The sequence below is a fragment of the Celeribacter baekdonensis genome (genome assembly GCF_900102315.1).
GTDB lineage: Bacteria > Pseudomonadota > Alphaproteobacteria > Rhodobacterales > Rhodobacteraceae > Celeribacter > Celeribacter baekdonensis.
The window spans coordinates 1-20,248 of sequence record NZ_FNBL01000022.1 but is presented as its reverse complement, the minus strand read 5'-3'; the positions used below and the strand labels follow the sequence as shown (position 1 = coordinate 20,248).

At 55.9% G+C, this 20,248-nt stretch carries 16 protein-coding genes, 3 tRNA genes and 2 rRNA genes; 10 read left to right on the top strand and 11 right to left on the bottom strand.

Going from position 1 to position 20,248, the window contains the following annotated elements:
- Nucleotides 1–2: 2 nt before the first annotated feature.
- The 6 genes from BLT54_RS21130 to BLT54_RS22715 form a co-directional block, all read right to left on the bottom strand.
- Complete coding sequence (locus BLT54_RS21130; RefSeq protein WP_074647415.1) at nucleotides 3–479, bottom strand: UPF0262 family protein; 477 nt, start codon at nucleotides 477–479, stop codon at nucleotides 3–5.
- Entirely contained in the window at nucleotides 472–1,785 is a 1,314-nt protein-coding gene (hisD, locus tag BLT54_RS21125; RefSeq protein ID WP_074647414.1) for a histidinol dehydrogenase, read from the bottom strand. Before hisD ends, BLT54_RS21130 begins: the two co-directional genes overlap by 8 nt.
- Nucleotides 1,786–1,902: 117 nt before the next feature.
- Complete coding sequence (locus BLT54_RS21120) at nucleotides 1,903–2,346, bottom strand: hypothetical protein (protein WP_074647413.1); 444 nt, start codon at nucleotides 2,344–2,346, stop codon at nucleotides 1,903–1,905.
- Nucleotides 2,347–2,422: 76 nt separating this feature from the next.
- Nucleotides 2,423–2,902, bottom strand: a complete 480-nt coding sequence (locus tag BLT54_RS21115) for a DUF2948 family protein (RefSeq protein WP_074647412.1) — start codon at nucleotides 2,900–2,902, stop codon at nucleotides 2,423–2,425.
- A gap of 10 nt (nucleotides 2,903–2,912) precedes the next feature.
- A complete protein-coding gene (murA, locus tag BLT54_RS21110; RefSeq protein ID WP_074647411.1) occupies nucleotides 2,913–4,178 on the bottom strand; it encodes a UDP-N-acetylglucosamine 1-carboxyvinyltransferase in 1,266 nt (421 codons plus the stop codon).
- 6 nt (nucleotides 4,179–4,184) lie between these two features.
- Entirely contained in the window at nucleotides 4,185–4,343 is a 159-nt protein-coding gene (locus BLT54_RS22715) for a hypothetical protein (RefSeq protein WP_176832947.1), read from the bottom strand.
- Nucleotides 4,344–4,551: 208 nt separating this feature from the next.
- Between BLT54_RS22715 and BLT54_RS21105 the strand changes: the two genes are divergently transcribed.
- Nucleotides 4,552–4,626 (top strand) — tRNA-Thr (locus BLT54_RS21105).
- Nucleotides 4,627–4,979: 353 nt separating this feature from the next.
- Here the strand turns inward: BLT54_RS21105 and BLT54_RS22710 are convergent.
- Nucleotides 4,980–5,120: a hypothetical protein gene (locus BLT54_RS22710; RefSeq protein ID WP_176832946.1), complete on the bottom strand. Its 141-nt coding sequence runs from the start codon at nucleotides 5,118–5,120 to the stop codon at nucleotides 4,980–4,982.
- A gap of 291 nt (nucleotides 5,121–5,411) precedes the next feature.
- Nucleotides 5,412–7,310 carry an acyl-CoA synthetase gene (locus tag BLT54_RS21095; protein WP_074647409.1) on the bottom strand — a complete coding sequence of 633 codons (1,899 nt, stop codon included), beginning with the start codon at nucleotides 7,308–7,310 and terminating at the stop codon, nucleotides 5,412–5,414.
- Between the two features lie 245 nt (nucleotides 7,311–7,555).
- Between BLT54_RS21095 and BLT54_RS21090 the strand changes: the two genes are divergently transcribed.
- Nucleotides 7,556–8,674 (top strand): beta-ketoacyl-ACP synthase III, encoded by a 1,119-nt coding sequence (locus tag BLT54_RS21090; RefSeq protein WP_074647438.1) that lies wholly within the window; start codon nucleotides 7,556–7,558, stop codon nucleotides 8,672–8,674.
- Here BLT54_RS21090 and BLT54_RS21085 read toward each other — a convergent pair.
- From BLT54_RS21085 to BLT54_RS21075, 3 genes are all read right to left on the bottom strand, one after another.
- Nucleotides 8,671–8,997 (bottom strand): hypothetical protein, encoded by a 327-nt coding sequence (locus BLT54_RS21085; RefSeq protein WP_074647408.1) that lies wholly within the window; start codon nucleotides 8,995–8,997, stop codon nucleotides 8,671–8,673. The two genes, BLT54_RS21090 and BLT54_RS21085, sit on opposite strands and share 4 nt — an antisense overlap.
- Before the next feature lie 254 nt (nucleotides 8,998–9,251).
- Nucleotides 9,252–9,674: a peptidoglycan-binding protein LysM gene (lysM, locus tag BLT54_RS21080; protein ID WP_009573908.1), complete on the bottom strand. Its 423-nt coding sequence runs from the start codon at nucleotides 9,672–9,674 to the stop codon at nucleotides 9,252–9,254.
- A gap of 76 nt (nucleotides 9,675–9,750) precedes the next feature.
- Entirely contained in the window at nucleotides 9,751–11,538 is a 1,788-nt protein-coding gene (locus tag BLT54_RS21075) for an ABC transporter transmembrane domain-containing protein (protein WP_074647407.1), read from the bottom strand.
- Nucleotides 11,539–12,001: 463 nt separating this feature from the next.
- Between BLT54_RS21075 and BLT54_RS21070 the strand changes: the two genes are divergently transcribed.
- The 8 genes from BLT54_RS21070 to BLT54_RS21035 all read left to right on the top strand — a co-directional run.
- Nucleotides 12,002–13,015: a glycine betaine ABC transporter substrate-binding protein gene (locus tag BLT54_RS21070; protein ID WP_074647406.1), complete on the top strand. Its 1,014-nt coding sequence runs from the start codon at nucleotides 12,002–12,004 to the stop codon at nucleotides 13,013–13,015.
- A 73-nt stretch (nucleotides 13,016–13,088) separates the two neighbouring features.
- Complete coding sequence (locus BLT54_RS21065) at nucleotides 13,089–13,979, top strand: ABC transporter permease (RefSeq protein WP_143026916.1); 891 nt, start codon at nucleotides 13,089–13,091, stop codon at nucleotides 13,977–13,979.
- Complete coding sequence (locus BLT54_RS21060; protein WP_083351935.1) at nucleotides 13,972–15,066, top strand: quaternary amine ABC transporter ATP-binding protein; 1,095 nt, start codon at nucleotides 13,972–13,974, stop codon at nucleotides 15,064–15,066. The genes BLT54_RS21065 and BLT54_RS21060 overlap by 8 nt, the downstream gene beginning before the upstream one ends.
- A gap of 224 nt (nucleotides 15,067–15,290) precedes the next feature.
- On the top strand, nucleotides 15,291–15,590 hold the full coding sequence (locus BLT54_RS22425; RefSeq protein ID WP_143026915.1) for a hypothetical protein: 300 nt from the start codon (nucleotides 15,291–15,293) through the stop codon (nucleotides 15,588–15,590).
- Nucleotides 15,591–16,361: 771 nt separating this feature from the next.
- A 16S ribosomal RNA gene (locus tag BLT54_RS21050) occupies nucleotides 16,362–17,829 on the top strand.
- A gap of 196 nt (nucleotides 17,830–18,025) precedes the next feature.
- Nucleotides 18,026–18,102 (top strand) — tRNA-Ile (locus BLT54_RS21045).
- A 15-nt stretch (nucleotides 18,103–18,117) separates the two neighbouring features.
- Nucleotides 18,118–18,193, top strand: a tRNA-Ala gene (locus BLT54_RS21040).
- Nucleotides 18,194–18,704: 511 nt separating this feature from the next.
- Nucleotides 18,705–20,248, top strand: a 23S ribosomal RNA gene (locus BLT54_RS21035); the annotation flags it as partial.

The following is a 20,248-nucleotide window of genomic DNA, read 5'->3' as shown; positions in this document are numbered from 1 at the left end:
GCCTATCCCCAGTGCAAAACGCAAATCAGGGTGAACAGGCGTCGCGCCGTGTCGATATCGACCTCGGCCTTGCCCTCAAGTCGCTCTTGCAACACCCGCGCGCCTTCGTTGTGAATGCCGCGCCGGGCCATGTCGATGGCCTCGATTTGGCTGGGGGGCATTTTCTTGACTGCGTCGAAATAGCTTTCGCAAATCTGGAAATAATCTTTGACCACCTGCCGAAACGGGCCAAGCGAGAGGTGAAATTCGGCCGCCTTATCGCCGCTCTGTGAGGTCAGATCAAACACCAGACGGCGTTCGCGAATGGCCAAAAGCAAGTTGAACGGGCCTGTGGGCACCGTCCGGTCTTCGCGGGCGGGCAGGGCAAAGCTGTTGTCTTCCAACAAATCGAAAATCGCGACTTTGCGTTCTTGTTCGATCTCGGGTGTCGGTGGGGCGAGCCCGGCCTCGTCGATCTCCACAGATAAAAGTTTACTCATTGCCACCCTCATTCAACCGATCAAGCCGCGCTTGCACCGACAATCCGTGTGCCTCAAGGCTCTCAGACGTTGCCAACCGCACCGCCGCCGGGCCAATCGCCGCCAAAGCCGCCGGGGACATCTTGGCCAAGGTTGTGCGTTTGAGAAAGTCCAAAACAGATAAGCCCGACGAAAACCGCGCCGAACGCGCCGTGGGCAGGACGTGATTTGGCCCGCCAACATAGTCGCCGATGGCCTCAGGCGTGAATGCGCCCAAGAAAATCGCACCCGCATGGGTGACTTTGGCGGACAAAGCATCCGGGTCTTCGACGCAGAGTTCGAGGTGTTCGGGGGCAAAGCGGTCGGAGAGCTGAGCTGCCTCATCCAAATCGCGCGTGGTGATCACCACGCCAAAATCCTCCCATGATTTGCCCGCAATTTTGCGCCGCGCCAGAGTCTCAAGCCGCTTTTCAACGGCGTCAGTGACGGACTGGGCGAATTTGGCATCATCAGTGATCAGGATCGCTTGCGCGCTTTCATCATGTTCGGCCTGTGACAGCAGATCGACCGCGATCCAGTCGGGGTCGTTGTGTTTGTCGGCGATGACAAGGATCTCGGACGGTCCGGCGATCATGTCGATGCCGACCTTGCCAAACACCCGGCGTTTGGCGGCGGCGACAAAGGCATTGCCCGGTCCGGTGATTTTGTCGACGGGCGGGATGGTTTTGGTGCCATAGGCCAGCGCTGCAATCGCCTGTGCGCCGCCAATGCGGTAAATCTCGTCAACACCGGCGATGCGCGCGGCCATCAGGACCAAAGGATTCACCACGCCATCCGGGGTTGGCACGGTGATGCACAGACGTGGCACGCCCGCGACCTTGGCAGGGATCGCGTTCATCAAGACCGAAGACGGGTAAGAGGCCACGCCGCCCGGCACGTAAAGCCCCGCCGCTGACACGGCCGACCAGCGCCAGCCCAAAGTGGCCCCGTCCGGGTCGGTCCAAAGCGCATTGTCGGGCATTTGACGGACGTGATAGGCGCGGATGCGCTCGGCGGCGAGTTCCAAAGCGGTCTTGTCCGCAGGGGAGACCTGCGCACAATAGCGCGCGATCTCATCGTCAGAAAAGCGCATTGTCTCTGGCGTCAGATCGAGTCGATCAAACTTGGCCGTCAGCTCCAACACCGCCGCATCGCCGCGCGCGCGCACATCGGCAATGATCCCGGCCACGATGTCATCCACATCGGGGCTGTCCTCGCGCTTCATCGTCAAAACGGCGGCAAAGCGGGTCTCAAAGTCGGGGTCCGTGGTGGACAGGAACTGGGGCATGTCGGTCTCCTTCGAAACACGGCATACCCCGGCTTGCTCGGCGGCTCAAGCGGCTCTGGCAGAGCCAGCGTGTGTTGCAGGGCGGCCTATGCGCAAGTGGCTGCCCCGCGCTCACTGTCAATAGCGGTAGGTGTCTTTCACAAAGTAGAGCTCGAACTCCGCTTTGCCTTTCGGGGAAGGCACATCGGTGACAATGCAATTGGCCGGATCTCCGACATGCTCAACCTTTTGTTTCTGATTTTTCAGTTTGGAGAAGAAAGTCAAATTTCTGGCGATCACCTCGCCGTTGAGTTTGATCCGAGCGTCCTTCATGGCCATTTCCGTCAGTTCATAGGCAAGACTTCCGCCTGAGCTGGAATAGCCACCGCAAATGGCGATGAGACCATCATTGTTGTAAACTTCCCAACGCACCAACGTCGTGCCGCGTGGGTCCCATGTGATGGTGTACATGCCGAAATCTTTGTCGATGGCGACCGAACCGCCGCTACCAGCAGACTGAGCGGGGAGTGTTGTTGCCATGAGAGAAAGCGCACAGCTGCAGGCCAAAAGAAACTGTTTCATGAAAGATCTTTCTATAGTTGGTATGAAATAAGGGTCGCTAAACCGGTTTTAAAATGCGTGATCGTCGTAATTGAGATCAGCTGTCGTGGGTCGGAACCTTATGTGAGGGTGCGATATAGGGGCGTGTGACGTCTTTAAGTGTGACGTCAATCGTTTCGATGTCCAGCGCAATTTGACCGTCGCCGGCGAGTGTGACCTCAACGCAACCCGTGCCGTCCGGGCCGGCGATAAAGGCGATGTTCAGGAGCGACAGAACCATGTCTTTGTCCGTCGTCGAGATGCCAGAGGACCGCGCCGTCATCACATCGTCAAACACCAAAACAGCTTGGACTCGTTCCACCGGGCGACCGCGTTTGGCGGCCGTCTCGACGTCTTCCCAGCGAAAGCGGTTGATCAACATGGCAAAGCGGCGCTGGGTCGCGTCATAGGAAATCTCGCCCATCGGCACGATGGCATCCTGTGCCAGCGCTGAAATCACGGTCAGGTCTTCTGCATCTAGGGCCTTGAGATAAATCGGCTCTTCGCCGCCGTCTTCAAACCGGGCGTCTTCGACCATGGGATTTCCTTTACGCTTTGATCCGCTCGATATGAGCACCAATGCCGGACAGTTTTTTCTCAACGAATTCATAGCCACGGTCCAAGTGATAGACCCGGCTGACCACGGTTTCGCCCTCGGCGGCCAGACCCGCCAAGATCAGAGAAACCGAGGCGCGCAGGTCGGTCGCCATCACTTGTGCGCCTTTGAGGCGTTCAACCCCGTGCACCGTGGCATGACCGCCGTGGACCTCGATCTGTGCGCCCATACGGATCAATTCGGGGGCGTGCATAAAGCGGTTTTCAAAGATGGTTTCTTCCAACACCGATGTGCCCGTTGCGGTGCACAACAGTGCCATCATTTGCGCCTGAAGGTCGGTCGGAAAGCCGGGGAAGGGTTCGGTTGTCACATTGACGGCCTTGACCCGGTCGCCTGTGCGTTTGACGGTCAGGCCGCGTGGGGTTTCTGTCACCTCGATGCCTGCTTCGTTCAATTTGGTGACAAAGCTTTCGACCAAGGACAGTTTGCCACCCAAACAGGTCACTTCACCACCACAGATCGCGGGTGCCAACATAAACGTGCCCAATTCGATCCGGTCGGTCACCACCGGATGGGTCGCACCATGCAAACGATCCACACCCTGAATTTCGATCCGGTCCGTGCCTTCGCCTTCAATCTGCGCGCCCATTTTTTTCAGACAGGCAACAAGATCGACGATCTCCGGTTCACGCGCGGCATTTTCCAACACGGATGTGCCCTTGGCCAAAGTGGCGGCCATGACGAAATTCTCGGTCGCGCCCACGGAGGGAAAGCGCATTTTATGCACCGCGCCCTTTAAGCCGCCTCGGGTTTTGGCATGGAGATAGCCGTCTTTTAATTCGATCTCTGCGCCAAGCGCTTCAAGTGCCGTGGTGTGCAAATCCATCGGGCGCGCACCAATCGCGCAGCCGCCGGGGAGCGACACAATCGCATGACCCAGACGCGCCAAGAGTGGGCCCAGAACCAAATTGGAGGCGCGCATTTTGCGTACGATTTCGTAATCCGCCACCGGGTTGGGTGTGGCGTGCGACGACATGGTCAACACCTTGCCCTCTTGCAGGCCGCTGATTTCGACCCCTAGGGAGGTCAAAAGCGCGGTCATGGTTTTGATGTCCGACAGGCGCGGCGCATTGGTCAGCGTCAGCGGCTCCTCAGACAAAAGAGTGGCGGGCATGAGGGTCAGACAGGCGTTTTTCGCCCCCGCAATCTCAATATCCCCAGTCACCGGCCCATTGCCGCGCACCAAAATCGAATCCATGCCGCCTCACTCGTCTTTATTGTCCGTACCCTCGGAAGTGCTGCGCGCGCGGCTTTGGGCCTTGCGCCGGGCAAGGTTCGCCTTCAGCGCCGCCTTGAGGCGCTCTTCGCGGCCTTTGGGCGCGGGTTTGCCGCTTTTCCGGGTGGGATCGGATTTGTTTTCCATGGGGTTTCATGTAGCCAAAGCGCGCTGTCACGTCCAGCCTTTGCACGCCCTTGCGTCCTTTGTGGTCTGTTTCCCGCGCACGCCGTTTTGCATGCGGCATCAGAAACTTCGCCCAAGGTCAAATTTTTCACGAAATTGCGCTTGCGCCGCCGCGCGATCACGTCTAATTAGCCGCCCACGGTGAGGGGCTTTTGCCCAGCCGATCGGCGCTGCTGTAGCTCAGAGGTAGAGCACTCCCTTGGTAAGGGAGAGGTCGAGAGTTCAATTCTCTCCAGCAGCACCATTTTCAAAAGATTGTCTGAGTTGAGTGAGATCGCTTTGGTTCAAAAGGCCTCTTCGCATACAGATCAACCAGGATGTGCGTTTAAGCGCTGATTGGTTCTATTGATGGACTGTAGGCGATGTGCGAGGAACTGCGGGCTTTGTCCGGCATAAGGGGCCTTGCTGACAACGTAGACTTGGCCCAAAACGGATGTTTGGGCGACCTTGCGGTGAGGTGACATCAACATTTGTCAGTGTGTGGTTCGAGGCACCGTGACGCAGCTTCTAACTGTGACGCAACAAACTGTGGCGCAACTCTAAGGGTGTTGAGCCAGCCTTAAAGGCGCTCACGTAATTATTCTCTGAAACAGCGATTCAGGCGGTGGCGAGATCTTTGTGGTGGTCGCAGTCCTGATTTGATGTCGCTGGCGCGCGGGCATAGAGAACGGCCGCGGCGCAAAGCAATGTGAGCGATCCGACCACGGCATAGGTGATCAGTGCTGCCCAAATGGGCATCCCAAACGCCAAGCCCAGCCCCGTCATGAGGGCTGCAACTAAGGATGAGAAAAGGATAAGTCCAACAACCATGGGTTTGCCTTTCATGAGGCCCTTTTGTTCGGGCTTTGATCGCAATGAGATCACGCTAATCAGCGATCTGGGCACAATCATGGCGTATAAAGGGTTGAAATTCGGTTAACTCGATATGATTTGACTCAAATTTTTAGGGTTTTCAGGCGTTTCGTGCCGTCGCCCTGTGAATAACACGCAAAAAAGCCCGGCACTGGCCGGGCTTTTGAGGTTTGGAGTTTACTCGGCCCATTCCCACGGGTTGGTGAAGCGCCCCAAGACTTGTGACACCGTTGCCTCCTCGGATTTGGCTTTCGGATCAACCTGCGCCACAAGGCCACGCTTTTTGTCATCGACCACATGGATCACCCGAGCCGAAAGTCCTGCCGCCTCAAGCGCGCCATTGTAAATCCGCGTGATTGCACGTTTGCGCAGGTCCGGTTTGAATACTTTGCCAACAGCGGTTTTCGGCAACTCGTCCAGAATTTCGATGTGTTTCGGGATCGCGGCGCGTTCGTGGATATGGACCTTGGCATAGGCCATCAAGGCCTCGGGCGTCACATTCGCACCATCGACCAGTTCGACATAGGCACAAGGAATTTCGCCCGCATGTGCGTCGGGTTGGCCAATCGCGCCAACAAAGCCGACCGCCTCATGCCCGGCCAAGGCTTCTTCGATTTCGGCGGGGTCAATGTTGTGGCCGCCGCGGATGATCAAATCCTTGGCACGCCCGGTGATCCAGATATAGCCATCGGCATCGATCCGGCCCAAATCGCCCGTGCGCAGATAGACGTCATGGTGGAACAGGTCGTGGTTCTTGTCTTGCTCTGTATAGGTCGACCCGGGGAACACGCCGGGGCTGTCGATACAAATCTCGCCCACCTCGTCGACATCGCATTCCACCGGGCCTTCGGCGGTATGGCGCAGGATTTTGACATCTGTGTGCGGGAAAGGAATGCCGACAGAGCCGATTTTCTTTCTCCCGCCGATCGGGTTTACGGCCACAAGACAGGTTGCTTCGGTCAGGCCATAGCCCTCGATGATCTCGACACCCGCCGCCGCTTCAAACCGTTTGTACAGTTCAACCGGCAAAGGCGCGGAACCTGAAAAGGCGATTTTGACGGTGGAAATATCGGCATCGACTTTGCGCTGCATCATCGCCGAAATCGCGGTCGGGACGGTGATGATAAACGAGATTTTCCAGCGTTCGCAGAGTTTCCAGAAATTGTCGAACACGCCTTCGCCGCGATAGCCCGCAGGGGTTGGATAGACCCCATGCGCGCCAGATGTGATCTGGGACATCACGATCACCTGACAGGCGAAGACGTGAAACAGGGGCAGGGGGCACATGATGTTGTCTTGTTCGGTGAACAACAAACGGCTGCCGAGCCAACCATTGTAGATCATGCCCGAGTATTTGTGTTGCGCGACTTTTGGCATCCCTGTGGTGCCGCCGGTGTGGAAATAGGCCGCCACGCGGTCGGCTTTGCTGTCCTCAAAGGTCAACCGATCGGCTGGATATTTGGCCAACTCCGCAGTGAAATCCAAGAGATCGGCGTGATGCGCCACGGCGGTTGGATTTTTGGGGCGAATAAAGGGGACGATCCATTTTTTCGGCGGCGTGAGATAATGCAAAAGATCGACTTCAAGCACCGTGTTCACATTGGGGGCATGGCGCACCGCCTCGGCCACTTTTTGGGCCACGTCGGTCTTTGGAAAGGCCTTGAGCGTCACCACAATTTTGGCGTTGGTTTCGCGCAAAATCGCGGCGATCTGTTCCGGTTCCAACAACGGGTTGATCGGGTTCACGATCCCGGCCACCATCCCGCCCAAAAAGGTGACGACGGTTTCGTTGGCGTTGGGTAGAATATACGCCACAACATCGGTTTCGCCGATGCCAAGGGCGCGGAACATATTGGCGGCCTGAACCATCTTTTGCTGGGTTTCGCGCCAACTCATCGTCTCCGCCTTGTCTTTTGGACCGGAGGTGATTTGATAGGAAAACGCGGGACGGTCGGCGAATTTCTCGGCCGTTTTCGTCACCCGCTCATAGATGGTCACGGGCTCGCCACGGGCCTCCCATTCCATCTCGGCCTCAATTGCATTGCGCGCCTCAAGCGAACTAAAGTCCTGCGGCATCGTCTCCTCCCCTTCTCCTCCGGGTCCAAGCCCGGATGTCTTCCTCGACGGCCATGATGCGGGGAAACAGGAGCGTGCGCAAGACGCCGCCCATGGCCTGCAACGCAGCGTCATCGTTTATTCATCAGACCTTGCGCAGGCTCGACGCAACGTCAGTTTGTGGCCGTGCCCGGTGTGAACGCTGGACGGCAAGGATGTGCGCGACTAGGTTGCCTGCACTCAAAGCGCCACAGGGGAGAGGTATGATGCAACAGGTTGTGATCAGTGGGACCGGGGTGTTTACGCCGCCCTATGCCATTTCGAACGACGAACTCGTCGCCTCCTTTAACGCCTATGTTGAGCTTTATAATGCCGAAAACGCCGATGCCATTGCGGCGGGAACGGTGGAGGCCAAGGCGCCGTCTTCGTCGGCGTTCATCACCGCCGCTTCGGGCATCGAATCCCGCTACGTGATGGACAAAGAGGGGGTTTTGGACCCGACCCGGATGTGCCCGCGCTATGCGCCGCGCGCGGATGACGCGCTGTCCATGATGGCGGAAATGGCATTGGACGCGGCGACCAAAGCGCTCGATATGGCGGGGGTTGCCGCCGCTGACATCGACCTGATCATCTGTGCCGCCTCCAACATGGAACGGGCCTATCCGGCAATGGGCGTTGAAATTCAACAGGTTTTGGGTGCGGGCGGCTTTGCCTTTGACATGAATGTTGCCTGTTCTTCGGCCACGTTTGGGATACAGGCGGCGTCCGATATGATCCGCGCGGGCTCTGTGAAACGGGCACTGGTGATCAGCCCTGAAATCACCTCCGGGCATTTGGAATGGCGGGATCGCGATTGTCATTTCATCTTTGGCGATGTTGCCACTGCCGTGGTGCTTGAGGCTGCGGAGGTGGCGCAAAAGCCGCTGTTCAAACTTCTCTCGACCCGCTGTGCAACGCAGTTCTCCAACAACATTCGCAACAACATGGGTTTTTTGCGCCGGGCGCATGATCAAATGGACGACCGCCGCGACATGCAGTTCATGCAAAACGGCCGCAAAGTGTTCAAAGAGGTGCTGCCTTTGGTGTCACACCATATTGCGCAGCATATGGAGGAGGAGGGCCTTGATGCGACCGCGCTCAAGCGCCTTTGGTTGCATCAGGCCAATAAGGCGATGAATGATTACATTGGCAAAAAGGTTCTGGGCCGGGTGCCGGAGCCGGGCGAGCAACCCAATATTTTGCAAGACTATGCCAACACCTCATCGGCGGGGTCGATCATTGCCTTTGCCAAACATTCGGATGGCATGGCGGCTGGCGATCTGGGGCTGATCTGTTCGTTTGGCGCGGGCTATTCTGTTGGCTCTGTGGTGGTGGAAAAGGTCTAAGACCGTTTTCGGTTCTCCTCCTGCTCTGCCGTCTGGTCTTTGGTTGCTTTGGGTTTGGTGAGGCGAAACCCCTCGGCCCAAAGTTCGCAAATCATCAAAGTGGCCTCTTCGAAACAGCGTGATGACAGGTCTTGCAGGTCGGGTTCGTGCCACCCCGCCAGGTCGGCGGCGATGGTGGTCAGGGCAAAGACGGCTTGCAGCGGGTCAGGTGGATTTGGACCAGATAAAAGCCCGCGCACCACAGTGCCCGGGTTTTGGCGGTCAAACACCAGTTGCTGAATGATTGTTTCCTCCAGCTTGTCCTGATCTTCACTCGTACCCACTGCCTGTGGCCCGATTCCTCGTAAATACCTGATAAGATTAACAGCAGGGTGTGACACGGGCCAAGACATTGTTTCCAACATAGAAACAATGTGCAGCCCAAAATGCAAAATTAGGCACATTAATCTCGTGTGACAGCGATAAGGGCCGCGGGGATGTGCCTGGGCTTATTACGATGAGGCATGAAAGGCACCCAAAGGGGCACCTTTCATGACGCTCAAAGTCGATATGCTCAAAGCCGGTGTGAGCGCGCGGCTTAGGCCTGCGGAATGATCAACATCTGGCCCGGATAGATTTTGTCCGGGTGCGACAGCATCGGTTTGTTGGCTTCAAAGATTTCGGTGTAACGGCTGCCGTTGCCAAGGGTTGTGGCGGCGATGGCCCAAAGCGTGTCGCCCTTTTTCACTTCGTGAAACACCGGATCGGCACCCGCAATCGTGTCTTCGACCGAGGCGATGCCTTCGATGTTGCCCGCGGCCATGATGATTTTCTCTTTGGCTTCCTGAGACAGAGCGGTGCCGCCCAAGACAACCTTGTCGCCATCCACGGCCACGTCGATGCCATCAGCCTGAAGGCCAAGTGCCGCGATTTCTGCCAACAGGTCATCCGCGTTCGGCTTGTCTTCTTCTTTCTTAAAGACCTTCTTGCCGGCGCCTTTTACAAAATTCCAGATCCCCATACCCAACTCCTATGTTTCAGGTGGTTTCACCAAGTATCAGCGCTTCGTGACAAAATGAAAACGGGAAATCTGCGTGTTATTCCCCGTTGGTGAATTGCAACTTGGCCAAGCGCGCATAAAGCCCGCCTTCGGCCACCAAAGCCTCATGGGTGCCGGTGGCAACGATCTGACCATCTTCGAACACCAAAATGCGGCTGGCCTTTTTCACTGTCGCCAAACGGTGCGCCACGATCAAGGTGGTGCGGGTGCGGGCCATGTCTTCGACCGCTTTTTGCACCGCTTGTTCACTCTCGGAATCAAGCGCAGAGGTGGCTTCGTCCAACAACAGGATCGGCGCATCGCGCAGGATGGCGCGGGCGATGGCGACGCGTTGCTTTTGCCCGCCCGACAACATGATACCGCGCTCGCCCAGATAACTGTCGTAGCCTTCGGGCAGTTTGGCGATGAAATCGTCCGCGGCTGCGGCTTTGGCGGCGGTGATGACTTGTTCCATCGTGGCGTCAGGACGGCCAAAGCGGATGTTGTCTGCGGCAGAGGCGGCAAAGATCACCGGGTCTTGTGGTACAAGTGCGAGATGTTGGCGAAAGTCAGAGCGCAGCATCTCATTGATCGGCAGGCCGTCGATGGAGATCACGCCCTGTTGCGGATCATAAAACCGTTGAAGTAGCTGAATAATGGTCGATTTCCCGGCTCCCGACGGACCCACGAGTGCCACGGTTTCTCCCGGTTTGATGTCAAAGGAGACACCATCCAAAGCGGGGCTGTTGGGGCGAGACGGATAAAAGAACCGCACCTTGTCAAAGGAAATCGCGCCTTTGGCCGGGGTCGGGAAGGGTTTCGGATCGACCGGATCGTGCACCGGATCGTTGGAGGAGAGCAGTTCGATCAGCCGCTCGGTCGCGCCCGCCGCGCGCTGCAATTCGCCCCAAATTTCAGACAAGGCCCCGGAGGCCCCGGCGACCATGATGGCGTAGATCACGAATTGCACCAGCTCGCCGATGGACATGACATCATTGCGCACATCGCGCGCGCCGATCCATAGCACGCCGACCACGCCGGAAAAGATCAGCGCAATGACGATCACGGTCATCACGGCGCGGGTTTTGATCCGTGTGTGGGCGGCGGTGAAGCTTTTCTCTGTAACCTCATCAAAACGGGCGGCCTGTGGGGCTTCGGCGGTGAAGGATTGCACCGTTTGTGCCGACAGCAGCGCCTCAGATGCGGTGCCTGACGAAGACGCGATCCAGTCCTGGTTTTCGCGCGACAGCACCCGCAAGCGGCGACCCAGGACGATGATTGGGATGATCACAACGGGGACGATCAACAGGACAAGCCCGGTGAGTTTGGCCGAAGTGAACAGCATCAGGGCCAAGCCGCCGATCATGATCAAAGCGTTGCGCAGCGCGACAGAGATCGACGAGCCGATGACCGAGAGGATCAAAGTGGTGTCGGTGGTGATCCTTGAGAGCACCTCGCCGGTCATGATCTTTTCATAAAACGCCGGTGACATGCGGATCATCCGGTCAAACACGGATTTGCGGATGTCGGCAACCACGCGTTCACCCAAACGGGTGACAAGATAATAGCGCATCCCGGTGCCCAGGGCCAAAAGCCCGGCGATCATCAAGGCCGCGCCAAAATATTTGTCCAAAAGCAATCCTCCCGCCTCTTGGAAGCCATCGACCACACGGCGCACGGCGACGGGCAGGATCAGGGAAATACAGGCGGTGAGCACGAGGGCAGCGAAGGCAGCGCTCATCAGGCGCTTATAGGGTTTGATAAAGGGCCAAAGCTCGGCGAGCGCGCCAACCCGTTTCGATTTTTCGCGCTCTGCGGCGTCCGTAAGGGTGCGGTCAGCGGCCATGCTTTATCCTTTTGTCCCGTGACTGTCGTGGGGGTCGTTTTGACAGATAGACCTCCGCGTCGGGCCACGCAACCGCTGCAACACGTGGAAAAGGGCGACGATAGTGTGAGGTTCGACAAGGACGATGATGTGAGGGCCGACAATGGTGTGAGATATGCGGAGTTTGCGGATATATCGGACAAAAGCCGATACATCAGCCGGGCTATCGGGTTGCATCACAAGGTGTGATGTGTTCGTTTAGGGCCACGCTCCGCCGCCTCGTGCCTCGGGGCCTCTATATATGAGTGTGTCACGAGAGTGTTTTGTACACATTATATATAGGGGCGTGCTCTGGGTGCTCTTTAATGGGTTACGAACGGCAAGCGCGGAGAAATCGCCCAATTCGGGGTGGTGGCCGGTCCGAGGGACGCGTTCGTTCGCGTCTGGCCGGGGAACACACACGAAGTAAGCGGGGGTCCCCCTTATGACTAAAACTAAATTTTTTGCGGCCAGTGTATTGGCACTCGGCACCATGGCTGGCGGCGCTTTCGCGGCTGAGGACTGTGGTGATCTCAAAGTGGCAGAGTTCAACTGGGCGTCTGGCGAGCTGATGGCCAACGTGGATGCCATCATCCTTGAAGAAGGCTTTGGCTGTGACGTTGAACTGGTCAATGGCGGCACCAACACGTTGTTTGCCTCGATGAATGAAAAAGGCGAACCGCAGATCGCGCCCGAGCTTTGGACCAATGCGGTGCGCGAGCCTTTGGCGAAAGCGGTCGAAGACGGTCGCATGATCAAACTGCTTGATGGCCCGATCACGGGTCTGGGCGAGGGCTGGTGGGTGACACCGTCTTTTGCCGCCGAACACCCGGAACTCGATACGGTTGAAAAGCTGATCGAACACCCGGAGCTTTTCCCCTACTCTGAGGACAAAAGCAAAGGTGCCTTTATGGGCTGCCCGGCGGGGTGGGGCTGTCAGCCCGCCAATGCCAATATGTTCCGTGCCTTTGACATGGAAGAAAAAGGCTGGGTTCTGGTCGATCCGGGCTCTGCCGCAGGCCTCGAAGGCTCCATCGCGAAAGGGGCCGAGCGTGAACAGCCGTGGTTCGGTTACTACTGGAACCCGACCGCTGTGATCGGCAAATACAAGCTGGTGCCTTTGGCGTTTGAAACCGAATGGGCCGGATCTGAGAACTGGGACGGATGTATCGTGAAATCCGAATCCGAGTGTATGGATCCGAAACCGTCGAGCTGGACCAAATCCGAAGTGTCGACGGTTGTCACCGCCGATGTGTCGGACATTGCGCCGGAGAGCGTTCTCACCTATCTCAAATCCCGCGTTTTCCCCGGTGAGGTGATGAACGAGATGTTGGTTTACATGACCGACAACCAAGCGATTGGTGAAGATGCCGCTTATGAGTTCCTCGCCAAGCATGAAGAGGTGTGGACCCAGTGGGTGACCCCTGAGGTTGCCGAAAAGGTCAAGGACGCGCTTTAAGCCCGCGTTTTAAGGATTCCGAGGGCCTGCAACTTGGTTGCGGGCCCTTCTTCCATATATAAGGAACACACATATGCTGGAGTTTTTAACAGAATTCCCCTCTCTTGGCCGACAGGATTTGTCGTCATTCAAGCAGGGGATTGATGAAGGATTTCGCACCTTTTCGCGCGCCAATGGCGAGGCGATCGAGGCCTTCTTCAATCCCCTTCTTCAATTCCTCATCTGGTTTGAGGATGTTTTAACCGGCGCGCCATGGCCGCTGGTCATTTTTGTGATCGCAGCACTGACATGGTTTGGTGCGCGCAGTTGGAAAATCACCACGGGTGCTGTCATCTCGCTTTTGCTCATCGGCATCTTTGGGATGTGGGAAGACACCATGTCCACTTTGGCGATGATCACGGTGGCCACATCTTTATGCGTGGCGTTGGGCATTCCCATCGGCGTTTTGATGTCGCGCAGTGACAGGGCGCAATCGCTTGTCACCCCGATCCTTGATGTGATGCAGACGATCCCGTCTTTCGTTTATCTCATTCCGGTGGTCATGCTTTTGGGGATCGGCAAGGTGCCGGGGCTGATCGCCGTGTGCATCTATGCCATTCCGCCCATCGTGCGTTTGACCAATCTGGGCATTCGTTTGGTGGACCGCGATGTGATGGAGGCGGCGGAGGCCTTTGGCGCGTCCAGCCGCGAGAAACTCTTTGGCGTACAAATCCCCTTGGCGCTGCCAAATATTTTTGCCGGGGTGAACCAGACGATCATGATGGCGCTGTCCATGGTGGTGATCGCGTCGATGATTGGCGTGCGTGGCCTTGGCACACAGGTGCTGCGTGCCATTGGCAACCAATATCTTGCCTTGGGCCTGATGAATGGCCTCGCCATTGTCGCTTTGGCGATTATTTTCGACCGCGTCAGCCAGACTTACGGCAAGCGCTTGCAAGCATATCGGGAGACGGGGCATGGCTGAGGTTCATATGACAGAGACGGTGCCGTGTGCGGATGCGGGTGAAGACGCCCCGAAGGTCCGCATCAAAGGACTGTACAAAATCTTTGGGGAAACGCCCGAAGCTGTGTTGGAGCATGTCCACGGCGGGATGAGTAAGCCCGAACTGATGGACCTCCACAACCACGCGTTGGGACTTAATGACATCAACCTCGATATCCCGGCGCGTAAAATTCAAGTGATCATGGGCCTGTCGGGATCGGGGAAATCCACCTTGATCCGTCACCTCAATCGGCTGATCGAACCGACCTCCGGGGAGATTTGGGTCGATGGCGAGAATGTTCTGGCCATGGACGACAAACAGTTGCGCGATCTGCGTCGGTTTAAAATGTCGATGGTGTTTCAGAAATTCGGCCTCTTGCCGCACCGCACCGTGTTGGAAAACGCGATGTATGGGCTGGAGATCCAAGGCGTGCAAGCCAAAGAAGCAGAGGAACGGGCGCGCAAATGGTTGGATCGGGTCGGTTTGGCCGGATTTGAGGATCAATACCCCTCACAGCTCTCCGGCGGCCAGCAACAGCGCGTGGGCCTGGCCCGTGCCTTGGCGACCGATGCGGAAATCCTGCTGATGGACGAAGCCTTCTCGGCGCTTGATCCTCTGATCCGCACCGATATGCAATCGATCCTGTTGGAGCTGCAAGAGGAGTTGCATAAGACCATCATCTTTATCACCCATGATTTGGATGAGGCGCTCAACATCGGCGACCGGATCGCGATCCTGCGGGATGGCGAGATCATTCAATCCGGCGATCCGCAAGCGATCATCATGACCCCGGCCGATGATTACATCACGGATTTCATCAAGGACGTGAACCGCGCCAAGGTCGTGCGCATTCGTTCGATCATGAAAGCCCCGGCGAACTCTCAAGGCAAACCTGTGTTGACCACGGATTCTATCGAAGACGCGCTGCCGAAGCTGCACAGATCGCCAAGCAAATGTTGTCCGGTGCAACGACCCGATGGTTCGGTCTGTGGCAATGTGACGATTGATGCAGCGATTGAGGCGCTCAAAGCCCCCGAGAGCGAAGGCGATGACGTGCGCTACGCCTGAGCGCGCACATATATATGTATAGGGAGACGGGCGGGGGAGACCTCGCCCTTTTTCATGCGACCACATGTGATGGTCTTTGGGGACAGGATGGTTTGGCGTCCTTTGGTAAAGGCACTCTTAAAATATCCAGGCCGGTTTGATGAAAAAGCCGGGGGCAATTTTATGAGGAAATTGGTGAAACGCCCTTACGCTTGGTTCAGTCATGACTGTGAGCGAGGTTCTGCATGAGGCATATCAATCCCCCTTTCCCTCTCTCACCGCTTTGCAGGGCGCTGGCCTTTGCTGTCCTGACAAGCGGCGTTGGGCCGACCATTGCCAGCGCAACGGAGGCCGTCCGTCCGATGCCCCATGGCAGCCAAGAGGATGCGCGTAACGACAGCGGTGACGCCAATAACAGCGAGGTGGTGATCTTTCAGAAGAATGTCATCGCCACCTGTGACGCGGAGGCCGAAGAGGCGGACCTCTGCTTGGCGCCAACGGTTGAGGCTTTCCCGGTTCCTGTGAACAACCAGATCATCGAATGAATCGCGCATCGCTTTCGTTTTGACGACTCGGCGAGTCGCATCAGATGGCCCGCGAGTCGGGTGACTCGCCCGATTCACCCGCTGATTCACAAAATCACTCGCCTTACGTCGGGGCATGTTGGCCAAGTTTGCATCTATGGGGCGAGTGATTTGCCGATTCACCCCTTTGATACCCTGAGAAGACCCGGTGATTCACCTGCGTATCGCCCCAAAAAGCCAAAATCAGCCTTCGCAGATGCAAAAAAATTATGCTGCATCGCCCATAAAATAAGGGGTTTCAGAGAAAATATCGGATCTTCTGTCATAAAACTGAAAAAAGGGGTTGCGGGTGTCGGGTAGTAACACTAAAACCCACTTCACCGGCAGCGACGCAGTCACTGACGGGGCGCTGGACGGGGCGGACGGAACGGGGTCGTGAGAGTGACTTAGGGAAGTTTGTTTTGGAAGGTTGACGATAACATTGAGGTTTGATCTGGGCGGGCGCGCTGAAGAGGTTTGGCGCACTGGTCTGGTTTTTGTCTCTGGCTCTTTGAAAATTTGGTTGAACGAAGAGATATGTGGGCGGTTTGGTCTTATCGACTGACGAAGCTCAGCATATCGCGCTCTTAGGGAATGGGTTTTACTCGCTACCGATTATAGAGTGTCAGCTTCACTGTTTGTCGGCTTTTTGTTAACTTTGTTAACTGAAGCACACAAACAGAAGTCCCTACTTTGCAAAAGGTAGGGCGATGTGCAGAGGTTCGAACGTCAAGGTTATGCAGTAATGCATTTCAACTTGAGAGTTTGATCCTGGCTCAGAACGAACGCTGGCGGCACGCCTAACACATGCAAGTCGAGCGGGATCTTCGGATCTAGCGGCGGACGGGTTAGTAACGCGTGGGAACGTACCCAGATCTACGGAATAGCCTCGGGAAACTGAGAGTAATACCGTATACGCCCTTCGGGGGAAAGATTTATCGGATTTGGATCGGCCCGCGTAAGATTAGATAGTTGGTGGGGTAATGGCCTACCAAGTCTACGATCTTTAGCTGGTTTGAGAGGATGATCAGCAACACTGGGACTGAGACACGGCCCAGACTCCTACGGGAGGCAGCAGTGGGGAATCTTAGACAATGGGCGCAAGCCTGATCTAGCGATGCCGCGTGAGTGATGAAGGCCTTAGGGTCGTAAAGCTCTTTCGCCTGTGAAGATAATGACGGTAGCAGGTAAAGAAACCCCGGCTAACTCCGTGCCAGCAGCCGCGGTAATACGGAGGGGGTTAGCGTTGTTCGGAATTACTGGGCGTAAAGCGCACGTAGGCGGACTAGTCAGTCAGAGGTGAAATCCCAGGGCTCAACCCTGGAACTGCCTTTGATACTGCTAGTCTTGAGTTCGAGAGAGGTAAGTGGAATTCCGAGTGTAGAGGTGAAATTCGTAGATATTCGGAGGAACACCAGTGGCGAAGGCGGCTTACTGGCTCGATACTGACGCTGAGGTGCGAAAGTGTGGGGAGCAAACAGGATTAGATACCCTGGTAGTCCACACCGTAAACGATGAATGCCAGACGTCGGGTAGCATGCTATTCGGTGTCACACCTAACGGATTAAGCATTCCGCCTGGGGAGTACGGTCGCAAGATTAAAACTCAAAGGAATTGACGGGGGCCCGCACAAGCGGTGGAGCATGTGGTTTAATTCGAAGCAACGCGCAGAACCTTACCAACCCTTGACATCCTGATCGCGGATCGTAGAGATACTTTCCTTCAGTTCGGCTGGATCAGTGACAGGTGCTGCATGGCTGTCGTCAGCTCGTGTCGTGAGATGTTCGGTTAAGTCCGGCAACGAGCGCAACCCACATCCTTAGTTACCAGCGGTTTGGCCGGGGACTCTAGGGAAACTGCCCGTGATAAGCGGGAGGAAGGTGTGGATGACGTCAAGTCCTCATGGCCCTTACGGGTTGGGCTACACACGTGCTACAATGGCAGTGACAATGGGTTAATCCCAAAAAGCTGTCTCAGTTCGGATTGGGGTCTGCAACTCGGCCCCATGAAGTCGGAATCGCTAGTAATCGCGTAACAGCATGACGCGGTGAATACGTTCCCGGGCCTTGTACACACCGCCCGTCACACCATGGGAGTTGGGTCTACCCGACGGCCGTGCGCCAACCTTTCGAGGAGGCAGCGGACCACGGTAGGCTCAGCGACTGGGGTGAAGTCGTAACAAGGTAGCCGTAGGGGAACCTGCGGCTGGATCACCTCCTTTCTAAGGATGTATCTAGTTAGAAGAACTTGTTCTTCTCGTGATACACTTAGCAGCTACATGTCCTTACTTAGCCGAATAGGCGGTGGGACAGTAAAATGTAGCATAAGATCAACGTAATAGTTGATCAAACTCGGACCAGGCCGTCCTCATATCTCTTCGTAACACTAGAATTTACAGGCCACTACCGGTCTGTCTTGGGTCGGTAGCTCAGGTGGTTAGAGCGCACGCCTGATAAGCGTGAGGTCGGAGGTTCAAGTCCTCCTCGACCCACCATCACTTTGTGATAACGGGGCCTTAGCTCAGCTGGGAGAGCATCTGCTTTGCAAGCAGAGGGTCATCGGTTCGATCCCGATAGGCTCCACCATCACTCTGCACTTTCTGAAAGAAAGTGTCAGTCACGAGAATGGCCATAGTTCGACCTTAGCAGTCTGAATGTATCAGCAAGCACTTTTAGAGTGTTTGCTCGTCCATTTGGACAGCGGTGACTTCGCAAGAAGTTGCCAATTGACATCGTATAGAGAGATTAAAATGCAACACTGTTGATCACCACGCGTAAGTGGATGATCTCAGATGGACTTGCACCTTCGGGTGCAAGAGGCGTTTTAAAGATTGTTTCCTCGATCTTTAATGACGTATCCCTTCTGAAATCGCAGTGTTGTCCAAGTCAAAATACACTAACCGGTTCAAGATCGCACGGTCTTGAACCAAGACGCATCCGCTTCATACGGTGGATGTGATCTATGTCAGACCTCAGAGGTCTGGCGGGAAAATGTATGCTTTTGGTTTGGAAAGCGCGCCGTCACATCTTACCAGCTTGTGTCGGCCTGCAAGATGGCGTGATCCTTCGGGATCACAGTTTTGCTCTTTCTGGATCAAATCAAGCGCGAAAAGGGCGTTTGGTGAATGCCTAGGCAGTAAGAGGCGATGAAGGACGTGATACTCTGCGATAAGTCATGGGGAGCTGAGAATAGGCTTTGATCCATGAATTTCCGAATGGGGGAACCCACCTGACAGTTTGATATAATTGCCTGACCACTTTCGAGTGAGACGGCAGCTTATATCCGGCTGAACCAGGTACTTATAGACTGAATACATAGGTTTATAAGAGCAAACCCGGGGAACTGAAACATCTAAGTACCCGGAGGAAAGGACATCAATAGAGACTTCCCTAGTAGCGGCGAGCGAACGGGAACCAGCCGAGCCTGATAAGTGACTAGAACATGTTGGAAACCATGGCCATAGCGGGTGACAGCCCCGTATAGGAAGCTTTGAGGGACGTATTAAGTAGGGCGGAACACGTGAAATTCTGTCTGAAGATCGGGGGACCACCCCCGAAGGCTAAGTACTCCTTACTGACCGATAGTGAACCAGTACCGTGAGGGAAAGGTGAAAAGCACCCCGACGAGGGGAGTGAAACAGTTTCTGAAACCGGACGCCTACAAGCAGTCGGAGGGGCCTTGAGCCCTGACGGCGTACCTTTTGTATAATGGGTCATCGACTTGGTCTCACGAGCAAGCTTAAGCCGTTAGGTGTAGGCGCAGCGAAAGCGAGTCTTAATAGGGCGCATGAGTTCGTGGGATCAGACCCGAAACCGAGTGATCTAGGCATGACCAGGATGAAGGTAAGGTAACACTTACTGGAGGTCCGAACCCACACCTGTTGAAAAAGGTCGGGATGAGTTGTGCCTAGGGGTGAAAGGCCAATCAAACTCGGAGATAGCTGGTTCTCTGCGAAATCTATTTAGGTAGAGCGTCATCCGAATACCCCGGGGGGTAGAGCACTGGATGGGTAATGGGGCCCCACAGGCTTACTGATCCTAACCAAACTCCGAATACCCGGGAGTACTAGATGGCAGACACACAGCGGATGCTAACGTCCGTTGTGAAGAGGGAAACAACCCTGACCTCCAGCTAAGGCCCCTAATTCATGGCTAAGTGGGAAAGCAGGTGGGACGACCAAAACAACCAGGAGGTTGGCTTAGAAGCAGCCATCCTTTAAAGATAGCGTAACAGCTCACTGGTCTAGATAAGTTGTCCTGCGGCGAAGATGTAACGGGGCTCAAGCCATGAGCCGAAGCTGAGGATGCCGTAAGGCATGGTAGCAGAGCGTAGTGTGACATAGTCTCATGTGTCTTTCGATCCTTCGGGATCATTGGACACAAGAGGCTTTCTGTGAAGCGGGCGCGTGAGCGATCCCGTGGAGAGATCACTAGTGAGAATGATGACATGAGTAGCGACAAACAGGGTGAGAGACCCTGTCGCCGAAAGTCCAAGGGTTCCTGCTTAAAGCTAATCTGAGCAGGGTGAGCCGACCCCTAAGGCGAGGCCGAAAGGCGTAGTCGATGGGAACCAGGTTAATATTCCTGGGCCAGTAAGAAGTGACGGATCTCGAGGGTAGTTCATCCTTATCGGATTGAATG

Coding starts and splice junctions, on each gene's coding strand:
- BLT54_RS22425 (WP_143026915.1), top strand. CDS start 15,291: ATGAGGCATATCAATCCCCCTTTCCCTCTCTCACCGCTTTGCAGGGCG.
- BLT54_RS21065 (WP_143026916.1), top strand. CDS start 13,089: ATGCTGGAGTTTTTAACAGAATTCCCCTCTCTTGGCCGACAGGATTTG.
- BLT54_RS21095 (WP_074647409.1), bottom strand. CDS start 7,310: ATGCCGCAGGACTTTAGTTCGCTTGAGGCGCGCAATGCAATTGAGGCC.
- hisD (WP_074647414.1), bottom strand. CDS start 1,785: ATGCCCCAGTTCCTGTCCACCACGGACCCCGACTTTGAGACCCGCTTT.
- BLT54_RS21115 (WP_074647412.1), bottom strand. CDS start 2,902: ATGGTCGAAGACGCCCGGTTTGAAGACGGCGGCGAAGAGCCGATTTAT.
- murA (WP_074647411.1), bottom strand. CDS start 4,178: ATGGATTCGATTTTGGTGCGCGGCAATGGGCCGGTGACTGGGGATATT.
- lysM (WP_009573908.1), bottom strand. CDS start 9,674: ATGGGGATCTGGAATTTTGTAAAAGGCGCCGGCAAGAAGGTCTTTAAG.
- BLT54_RS21120 (WP_074647413.1), bottom strand. CDS start 2,346: ATGAAACAGTTTCTTTTGGCCTGCAGCTGTGCGCTTTCTCTCATGGCA.
- BLT54_RS21090 (WP_074647438.1), top strand. CDS start 7,556: ATGCAACAGGTTGTGATCAGTGGGACCGGGGTGTTTACGCCGCCCTAT.
- BLT54_RS21130 (WP_074647415.1), bottom strand. CDS start 479: ATGAGTAAACTTTTATCTGTGGAGATCGACGAGGCCGGGCTCGCCCCA.
- BLT54_RS22710 (WP_176832946.1), bottom strand. CDS start 5,120: ATGCCCATTTGGGCAGCACTGATCACCTATGCCGTGGTCGGATCGCTC.
- BLT54_RS21060 (WP_083351935.1), top strand. CDS start 13,972: ATGGCTGAGGTTCATATGACAGAGACGGTGCCGTGTGCGGATGCGGGT.
- BLT54_RS22715 (WP_176832947.1), bottom strand. CDS start 4,343: ATGGAAAACAAATCCGATCCCACCCGGAAAAGCGGCAAACCCGCGCCC.
- BLT54_RS21070 (WP_074647406.1), top strand. CDS start 12,002: ATGACTAAAACTAAATTTTTTGCGGCCAGTGTATTGGCACTCGGCACC.
- BLT54_RS21075 (WP_074647407.1), bottom strand. CDS start 11,538: ATGGCCGCTGACCGCACCCTTACGGACGCCGCAGAGCGCGAAAAATCG.